Origin of the sequence: Kamptonema animale CS-326, from assembly GCF_028330895.1 — a bacterium.
In the GTDB taxonomy this organism is placed as follows: domain Bacteria; phylum Cyanobacteriota; class Cyanobacteriia; order Cyanobacteriales; family Microcoleaceae; genus Kamptonema; species Kamptonema formosum.
The window spans coordinates 20,993-31,093 of sequence record NZ_JAQMUA010000081.1 but is presented as its reverse complement, the minus strand read 5'-3'; the positions used below and the strand labels follow the sequence as shown (position 1 = coordinate 31,093).

At 43.9% G+C, this 10,101-nt stretch carries 5 protein-coding genes and 1 other RNA gene; 5 read left to right on the top strand and 1 reads right to left on the bottom strand.

The features are described 5' to 3' along the window. Together PN499_RS04820 and nadB are read left to right on the top strand one after the other, a co-directional pair. Positions 1-991 (top strand): FAD-dependent oxidoreductase (locus PN499_RS04820; protein WP_272030547.1); only part of this gene is annotated, 991 nt, incomplete at its 5' end. Between the two features lie 693 nt (positions 992-1,684). Further along, a complete protein-coding gene (gene nadB, locus PN499_RS04815) occupies positions 1,685-3,370 on the top strand; it encodes an L-aspartate oxidase (RefSeq protein WP_272030545.1) in 1,686 nt (561 codons plus the stop codon). A 192-nt stretch (positions 3,371-3,562) separates the two neighbouring features. On the opposite strand, the gene PN499_RS04810 is transcribed toward nadB, so the two are convergent. Continuing rightward, positions 3,563-6,805, bottom strand: coding sequence for a sensor domain-containing protein (locus PN499_RS04810; protein WP_272030544.1), 3,243 nt, complete (start codon positions 6,803-6,805; stop codon positions 3,563-3,565). Positions 6,806-7,090: 285 nt separating this feature from the next. Here PN499_RS04810 and PN499_RS04805 point away from each other — a divergent pair, with 285 nt between their 5' ends. The 3 genes from PN499_RS04805 (at position 7,091) to PN499_RS04795 (ending at position 10,015) form a co-directional block, all read left to right on the top strand. After that, positions 7,091-7,909 carry a tetratricopeptide repeat protein gene (locus tag PN499_RS04805; RefSeq protein WP_272030543.1) on the top strand — a complete coding sequence of 273 codons (819 nt, stop codon included), beginning with the start codon at positions 7,091-7,093 and terminating at the stop codon, positions 7,907-7,909. A gap of 101 nt (positions 7,910-8,010) precedes the next feature. Further along, positions 8,011-8,401, top strand: a transfer-messenger RNA (tmRNA) gene (gene ssrA, locus PN499_RS04800). Positions 8,402-9,136: 735 nt separating this feature from the next. Then, entirely contained in the window at positions 9,137-10,015 is an 879-nt protein-coding gene (locus PN499_RS04795) for a cupin-like domain-containing protein (RefSeq protein ID WP_272030542.1), read from the top strand. Positions 10,016-10,101: the final 86 nt, after the last annotated feature.

Here is a 10,101-nt window from a genome sequence, read left to right as displayed (position 1 = left end):
GGTCAAAGGTGGGGATGTCACCGTTCAGGCTCCTCTGGTAATTATTAACACGGGTACGTCATCGCTGATTCCTGAGATTCCCGGTTTGGCAGGAACTCCCTATCTGACCAACCGCAACTTCTTTGACTTGAAGACCAAACCCGCCCGTTTATTGGCGATTGGAGGGGGCTATATTGGCTTGGAATTAGGGCAGGGATTGGCGCGTTTGGGCAGTCAGACTCACTTAATTGTGCGGGGCTCACGCCTTTTAGATCGAGAAGAAACTGATGTTAGCGAGGTCTTAGCAGCAGCCTTCAAGCAGGATGGAATTGAGCTCCATTTTGGGGTGAATGTAAATCAGGTTGCCTATGAGAATAATGTATTTAATCTGATGCTGAGCAATGGCGAACAACTTCAGGGAGAAGCTTTGCTAGTTGCGATCGGACGCAAACCCAATACAGGTGCATTAAATGCCGCCGCTAGCGGGATTGAGTTAGATGATAAAGGCTTTGTCAAAATTGACGACCAGTTTCATACCACCTGTGCTGGTGTTTATGCGATCGCAGATGTGGCTAAACAGCCTGCCTTTACCCATGTTTCATGGGAGGACTATCGCCGTTTAAAAGCTATTTTGTGTGGAGAAAACCGGACGCGAGGCGATCGCGTTCTTGGCTATGCGGTATACACAGAACCCCAGGTGGGGCGAGTGGGGTTGACGTTAGAACAGGCTCAGAAACAAGGCATCAACGCGCGTGCGGTTACGTTACCCATGAGCCAAATTGCGCGGGCGATCGAGTGGGGGCATGATCTGGGGTTTTATCGGATGATAATCGATAGCGACACAGACAAAATCCTGGGAGCAACCCTAGTAGGATATGAAACTGCTGAACTGGTTCATGTATTTTTATCCCTGATGGAAGCGGGAGCAACTTGGCAGTTGTTAGAGCGATCGGTTCACATCCATCCTACCTATGGTGAAGCTTTACCCAGTCTGGCACGGTTGCTGCTTTGAGATAATATGCCTGGGTGTCCGAATATCTGAAGAGGTTTTATCCCACATTCCGCACTTGAAAATATAGTATAAATAGTGCCAAAGAAAAAACCCCAGCCTCGTGAAAAAGCCTATCTCAAAATTTCGGCCCAAACAAGTTAAAGACAGAGGTACTGGAATCATAATTAGGGCTTACGCATTGGAGCGATATATAAGGGTTTGAGATTGCTTCACTGCGAAGCGCTGCGCGCAAGCACTCGCCTTCGTAATGACGGAATTACGTTGTCCCGGAGTTAGTCCCGATCGTGAATCCTTCTATATTTATTGTTTTAATCATTGCATAGCCTTAACTGAAATGTATTGCGATATATTCTTGCCCCTCCCAATAGCAAAGTGTATTCCTTTTCCCCCTTTTCTTAGCAGGGGACAGGCGCAATACGGTTCATTTAAGAACAATCTGACTTCTAAAAGATGACTATATTTCCCATAAAATCGTGAGATTAAATTCGTCGCAGAGCGTTAACTGAACCGTATTGCGTCGTAGGCTAATGGCTTCTACTATTAAGTGTTAAATAAGTATTAATCCTCAAACTGCAACATACATGGATAATTCTGACAAAGTTTAAGAACAAGTAAATTTTTCCATAACCTAATATACTACGAGTTGAATATCTTTAAATTAACCACAAAGTTCTTTGAGATTTGGAGAAAATATTGAACTCCCTGAACTCGTCATCCTTAAATATTCCATCACACTTTGACGTTATTGTAGTCGGATCGGGAGCAGCCGGACTTTATGCTAGTCTGTGTTTGCCAGAACGTTATCGTGTAGGCTTAGTTACTAAAGACAAACTGAGAACCGGTTCGAGTAAATGGGCACAAGGAGGAATCGCGGCCGCGATCGCAGATGATGATTCCCCACAACTACATCTGGAAGATACTTTACACGCGGGAGCGGGTTTGTGCGATCGCACAGCCGTAGAATTTCTCGTAGAAAATGCTCCAGAAGCGATCGCTTCTTTATTAAAACTTGGTGTAGCCTTCGATCGCAAAGAAAACAAACTAGCAACAACTCTAGAAGCAGCTCACTCTCGCTCTCGCGTCCTGCATTCCCAAGATACCACCGGACGAGCGATCGTTGATATCCTTACTGCCAAAGTATCAGAACAGCCCAATATCCAGGTATTACCCCAAGCCCTCGCCTTGAGTTTGTGGCGACATCCCGAAACTCATTGTTGTCAAGGCATTAGTCTGCTATACCAAAATCAAATCCTGTGGCTTAGAGCAAATGCAGTGGTTTTAGCTACTGGTGGCGGAGGGCAAATTTTTGCTAAAACTACGAATCCGTCAGTCAGTACCGGAGATGGTGTTGCTCTAGCTTGGCGGGCTGGAGCGGTAATGCGGGATTTGGAGTTCGTGCAATTTCATCCCACTGCTTTAAGTCAACCGGGCGCACCTCACTTTCTGATTAGCGAAGCAGTACGAGGAGAGGGGGCGCATTTGGTAGATGTTGATGGGAAGCGTTTTGCTTTTGACTACCATCCCCAGGGAGAGTTAGCACCACGAGATGTGGTGAGTCGGGCGATTTTTAACCATTTAGAGAAAACTGCTGCCGATCCGGCGGCGGCTAATGTTTATTTAGACTTACGAGCGATCGCACCGGCACAAATTCGCCATCGCTTCCCGAATATTATCCAAAAATGTCAGCAGTGGGGGATTGATATTTTCCAGCAACCTATACCCGTAGCACCTGCGGCGCATTATTGGATGGGAGGGGTGGCGGTAGATTTGATGACTTCTACTTCGATTAAGGGATTATATGCGATCGGCGAGACTGCCAGTACAGGGGTGCATGGTGCTAATCGTTTGGCGAGTAATTCTTTACTCGAATGTATTGTCTTTGCAGCACAATTACAAAAGTTGGAAGTGGAAGCGATCGCTAGTAGCGAGGTCAAATCTTGGACAGTCGAGGCGGGAGACTGGAGTCAGGAAATAGAGGTATTAGAGTTAATAAGAGAAAAGTTACCGACAGTGATGTGGCATAGTGCGGGGATTTGTCGATCGCAGTCTCTGCTAGCAGAGGCGATCGCTCAAGTTAGTGCTTGGCGTTCTCAATTGGCAAATCTAGAGATTAGTAAATATATCCTCAATTTATCTCCCAGCAACAATATCCAATTTCAGTTAGTTACAGCCGAACAACAATTAAAGCTAGCAGCCGAAACCATGAATTTATTAGATATTGGCTATCTCATCCTCAAAAGTTCACTATTTCGGACTGAAAGTCGTGGGGGACATTATCGTAGCGATTATCCCGATACTTCCACCAGTTGGGAAGTACATACTCTAGTAGAAAGGGAGGAGTGGCAAACCATTCGTGTCAACTTAACGCCAAACCCTTAATCCGCCAGGGACTAAAGTCCCCCTCTTATAACTAAAGTCCTCTGAAGAGGACTAATGAGTTTAATGCCATTTCTTCAGTCCTCTTCAGAGGACTTGATCTTTGAGACAGGGACTTTAGTCCCTGGCGGGGTTTGAGCTTTAGTTGACACCAATGGTGGCAAACATCCCCCATCTCGCGAACAACAGCAGGACTTACGCTCCAGAACTAAGTTGCATTTCCAGCAATCTTTCGGCGGCTTTGCTATCTACTGGTCGAGAGAATAAATAGCCTTGTCCATGTTCGCATTTTAGCTCTTGCAATTGATTTAACTGCTCTCTTGTTTCTATTCCTTCTGCTACCAAATCCATGCCTAAATTGTGAGCTAATATGATGATAGTACGGATAATTTCTAAATTCTTAGGATCTACACTCATGCGGCTAACAAAGGCACGATCGATTTTCAAAGTGTCAAAAGGAAATGTATGCAGATAGGAGAAGGAGGAATACCCCGTGCCGAAATCGTCTATGCTCAAATGAATTCCCCGCTCTTTCAAGTATTCCAGAACATTTGTTACTGATTTGGCATTTTCCATTACTGCCGTTTCTGTAATCTCTAATTTCAAGCTCAAAGGGTTAATTCCTGTCTCTTTTAGCAACCGATCGATTCGCTCTATAAAGCAGGGTTGAACCAATTGTACTGCCGAAACATTGACACTAATCGATAAAGGAGGATTAGTAGGGAATTTTTGCTGCCATGCCATAATTTGACTTGTTGCTTCGCGGAGAACCCACGCACCTAGTGGTATAATTAAACTGCTTTCTTCTGCTAGGGGAATGAACTCCGCAGGCGAAACTAAACCCCGATCGGGATGCAGCCAGCGTACTAAAGCTTCAAAGCCGATAATTTGATGGTTAACCAATGATAAAATAGGTTGATAATAAACCTGAAATTCTTTGTTTTCTAAAGCTCGTCGCAAATCTGCATCTAAATGTAAAGGCCTCATAGCTCGTTCTTGCATTGATGTATGGAAGACGGCATAGTGGCTTTTCCCTAATAGTTTGGATTGATTCATCGCAGTTTCGGCGGCTTGCAGGAGCTCTTCTGGTTGCTGATAATTAATAGAACTCAAGACAATGCCGATGCTGGAGTCTGTGAATACTTCGCAACCATCTAATTTGAAGGGTGCGCTTAATTTATGTTGAATGTTTTCGACGATCGCGATCGCATCCCTTTCTTCCTGAATATTTTCTAGTAAGATCGCAAATTCGTTTGCTCCAACGTGAGCAATACTATTGATTTTAGGACTCTGCTTTAACTCCTCACTTTCAGCACGACAAGTTTGCAGTCTTTCTGCTACAGCTAATAGTAATTCCTTCGCCATTTTCTGCCCCATGCTATATTTTACGAGCTGAAAGCGGCTGAGGTCAAGGTAGAGTACGGCGAATAAATTCGTTTCGTCTGAGAGCAACGATCGCACGGCGAACTGTTTGAGCCAAGCTATAAACAAAGTCTGATTGGGTAAATCAGTAATTTGGTCGTAAAAAGCATACTTCCACAACTGCTTTTCTGCCCGCTGTTGCAAGGTAATATTTTGTACCATTGACAACACTCCAATTACCGCGCCGTCTTCTTTTTTTATCGTTGTATTTTGCCAATCACAAGTAATAAGTTCACCTGCTTTGGTGAGGTTATCATTGACATTCTGCTTCGTATGTTCGTTTTGAAATAGCTGCTGAAAAATATCTCCGATCTCGTTGCGAACTTCTGGAGGGACTACGATCTCGTAATGTCTACCTAAAACTTCTTCTTTGCTAAAGCCAAATATTGTTTCGGCGGCAGGATTCCACTCTTGAATGCGGGATTCTGGATCGGTGAAAATATATCCTATCGGCATCCGCTCAATTTGTAACTGGAGGCGCTCTTGTAATTCTTTGGTTTGTTGATATAGCTGGGCGTTAAGTATTGCCATTGCACAGCGTTCGGCAGTAATTTCTAATAACTGTAGTTCTCGCTCGCTGTAAGGATGAATGCTACACCAATCTACATGGAGAACTCCTACTAAAGTGTCGTAGCGCTTGAGGGGTACGCCGAGCATGGTGCGAATTCCGCAATCTTGAATATACTCGGTGCATACCCGCCCGTCAGTTTGGGCATCTTCTACATACAGCGGTTTTCTAGTGGCGGCGATGATGCCGGGAAAGCCTTCTCCAATGGGGATGGTACTGCGATCGCCGATACGGGCCTCAACTCCAATGCTGGCGCGTACACATAGCGTAGTAGCTGCTTCCCCTTCCCCTGGCAACAAAATCGTCACTCTGTCAGCCTTCATTACTTTTACAATTCTTTCTAAGAGTACGTTCAGTAGTTCTTCGAGTTTCAAGGTGCTGATGCTGTTGCTAGTGACAATGTTAAGGGCTGTCAAATCTTCGGTTTGTTGTCGAAGTTCCTCGATTAAGCGATCGCGCTCTTCTTCTGCACGTTTGCGTAAGCGAAGCTCGCCGTAGGCATCGCTGATGTCAGCAATGACTGATAGAATGCTGTTGATCTGACCGTCAATGTCGTATAAAGGCGCTAGGGAAAGAGAAATATCGATCTCGCTGCCGTTGCGCTTCACTGCTTTAGCTTCTAAATTCACCAAGGAGTCACCTTGGAAGACGCGATCGCGCACAGTCCGAAATTCCTCCTGTTTCTCAGGTGGAATAACGGGCAGGGGACTGTTTAAAACTTCCGTTTCCCGCCAGCCAAAAATTCTCTCTGCGGCTGGGTTCCACATTTTTACATAATTATGGCGATCGGTTACAAAAATTGCCAGTGGCGCAGCAGAAACTACAGCTTGCAATTTTTCTTTTGTTTCTTGCAATAATTCTGCTGCCTGTTTGATCTCAGTGATATCTCGCGAGATGCCAATTAAGCCAATGGTTTTGCCGCTCTTGTCTCGGCAGAGGTATTTTGTGGCCATATAAAATCGCTTGATATTATTGATTATCCCAAATTCTTCAATAGTTTGAGTCTCTCCACTCGCGATAATAGCGCGGTCATTTTCTTGGTATTGGCTAGCAGCTTCTAGTGAGAACAAATCCCGATCGTCTTTGCCTAAAATTTCTGATTTTGGTTTTCCTAAGAGCTGAGCAGTTGTGGAGTTGACCATCAGGTAGCGCCCTTCAATGTCTTTAATAAAGATCGCGTCTGTCGTACCTTCAATGATTGCCTCTAAGAGGTTGTAACTTTCTTGGAGAGAGTGGAAATTTCGGCGAATTAGAGCATAGATTAAACCACTGGTAAGTAGGACGAAGACCCACCCTTTAAGGGTTTGTATGTTGGTAAAAAACCCAGAGGTATGGGTCATACTACCTAGTACCGTGTCGGAAAGCAGAATCCACAGGCTACTGAAAAAGGCATAGATAAATACAGTTCTGTAAGCTAATTGCTTCACAGAAGTTAAATTACTGTTCATGAATTTTTAAGTTACGCCTGCGTGCGCGGCGGGCTATACTTCTGATGCTTCTCAATCTGTAACCAGGCTTCTTAGAGTTAGAAAATAAATCTGGAGTGCCAAGCGAGATTGTAGAGGACGGAAAGGCGGCTGGGAGTCGTGATAGCAGTAGCGCAATCCCACCCCCTGATTGCCGATAGTAAATGCTGACTATAGTTTAGCGGAGTTTGAATTAGAAAAAATTCTTCATTCTAGAGAATTTAAGTTAATAATTGAGTTAAGTAAAATTGAATTGCTGAAATCGCTATGATTCGCTTAATCTTGACATCTTTGACTGTTACTTTAGTGATCGCAATCACTTGGTTGGGTAATTTAACTCACGCGATCGCGCTTTCTTCAACACCAGAAGTTGCTAATCCCCAGGAAGAATTAGGCGAACTGGTGCAGAAAGCTTTTGATGCTACGAATAAGGGGGATTTTGCTAAGGCTGAGAGTTTCTGGACACAGATTGTTGAGAAGTTCCCAGAAATTGCGCCAGCTTGGAGCAATCGCGGCAATTCTAGAGTAAGTCAAAATAAGCTAGAGGAGGCGCTTTCAGACTATGAGAAAGCAAGTGAATTGGTTCCTGATGCTCCCGATCCTTATTTGAATCGAGGCACGGCTTTAGAAGGTTTGGGGCGGTGGTCAGAGGCGATCGCATCTTATAATCATGTACTAGAATTAGACCCTGAAGATCCAGCAGCTTACAATAACCGAGGGAATGCAGAAGCAGGTTTAGGAGAGTGGGATTTGGCGATCGCAGACTACCGCAAAGCTGCTGACTTAGCTCCCGAATACGCCTTTGCCCGTGCTAATTACGCCCTCGCTCTTTACCAAACTGGCGAAACTGCTGAAGCCATCACCACAATGAAAAATTTAGTGCGCCGATACCCGAAATTTGCTGATATGCGAGCAGCATTAACTGCGGCCCTTTGGGAAACGGGACAGCATGGAGAAGCTGAGAGTAATTGGGTGGCGGCTGTTGGGCTTGATAGTCGTTATAAAGACCTAAATTGGGTGGCAACCATCCGCCGCTGGCCGCCTGCGGTTGTGGCTGCATTGGATAAGTTTTTGCATTTGAAGTAATCTCTATTTCCCCTCTTCCCTAGCCTCTAGTCCCTAGCCCCTCTTCCCTAGCCGACTTGACAGCCCACTGAGAATTGTTTAATATAGATATATGCAAACAAGGGGCTGTAATGGTTTCGACAGGGTGGCGAACGCTACTCCGTGATGCAGGTCGAGAGTGAGTCTTCTCTCGGAAATACCGGGCTCAACAAACAATAAGTGCAAACAACATTGTACCTTTTGCTCGTAAAGCCGCTACTGTAGCTGCTTAATAACCCATAACACGGTTCGAGCGTCTGTAGTTTGACTCCGTTAAGGATTACAGACAAAACCCCAACGGATGCCCTAATTAGTTTCCTCTGGTAGGCTAATTGGGAAAGAACATACCGGAGCATCCCACAATCCGGGACAAAGGATAGTTCCCGCCTAGAGGATCAGATAGGCTAAACCTGTGAGCGATCGGGAAGCTAATACCCGCTTTGGACGGCAGTTCGATTCTGCCCAGTTCCATTAAGTTAAATACCCTCACCTTTTTAGGTGGGGGTATTTTGTTGTTGGGTAACGCTTGCGGATGCAGATAAACTTACGCCAATTATCCAGTAATTAACTCCAAGATGAAGACAAGCTTACAAAAGCAGACAAATTCACGGTAACTATCCAGTAATTGACCTCAAGATCAAGGGAGGATAGAAGCAGCTAGAAGAGTTGAAGAGTTAAGGAAATAATACTTACGTATAACTATAATAATATCAGACTTAATTATAATAAGTTGTTATTAACCGAAAAGGAGCGCGCTAGTTAAGAATTGTTAACAACCAAGCCCTCCAAAATATGTTGATTTTATTAAGGAATATGGCTCATTGTAAAGAATTAGTAAAGCCGTTATTGAGAGAAAAGTCTAGTAGATAAAGGTCTTACTAACAAGGAGAGATCGCTACAATACCTATCCTTACTACCTTCTGGCTATTTTCTTTGCAGCCAGCATGGTAACTACACATAAGTAAAGAGAAAAGTTTATAAAAAAAATATTAGCATTCTCACCTAGGTACAGGAACTTTTTTCCTGAGTTTATCTTTACATAACCGTTTTAATCGTGTTATTGTCAATAGGGAACATTGAGTATTGTCTATCTTGTGGACTGTCACCACCCTAAACACACAGGTTATGCTTTGCTGTTCTCAACCGCTCCGCAGTTAGAGAAACTCACTACATTATTTAGATCGAGACTACAAGGAATAAAAACTTACTATGACTACAACCACACAAAAGTTGCAGGTAGATCGCCGCAGTGGTCTAACTCATCAAGAATTTGTGGACGAATACCGCAATCCGAATAAACCCGTAATTATTACGGATCTTTCAAAAGATTGGCGAGCAACAACAGAGTTTACACCGGAATTTTTCAAGGAAAAATTTGCTGACAGAATCATTGTTCTTGGAGAGAAACCTTACAATGTTGCGGACTTGATGGATCTCTTGGTAAATTCAACCAAAGACAACCCCGCTCCTTATCCTTTGAAGATGGACTTACGGAAAGAATTTGCAGAATTAGTACCTTATGTGACTCCTAGACCTAGCATTACTATCCCCGATCGCACTCCAAATCCCTTAATCCCTAGCGTGTGCTTGAATAGTTTATATGATTTAGAAATTTTTTTTGGGGGGCCAGGCGGAGAATTTCCTTACCTACATTATGATTACCTAGGCCTGTATGCGTTTATTAGCCAAGTCTATGGTGAAAAGGAATTTACACTATTTCCACCAGAGCAGCAGCCTTATCTTTACCCTCGGAAAGACTCTCCTTGGTTATCTGACATTGAGAATCATCACAATCCCGATCTTAAAAAATACCCACTTTTTGCTCAAGCAACCCCAACAACTGTAATCATCTCAGCCGGTGAAACCATGTTTATTCCCTGTGGTTGGTATCATACGGCGCGATCGCTCACAGTCACAATTTCAGTCGCCTTCGATCAGCTTTGTCAATCCAACTGGAATTTTTTCATCAAGGAATGCACGATCGGTCGCAGAAAAAAATATCCGATCATATCGAGAATGATCGAAGCTTATTTAACAGTTTTGGGCTCTTTAATGACTGCTAGTGAAAGGTTAAGTGGGACAAGATAGTTAACGGCTAGTGGAGATATTTTTAAATCTCCACTACAATAAAAATAGAAATGTTAGATTGTGAAAGTTGCCAATTTATTGAAAGT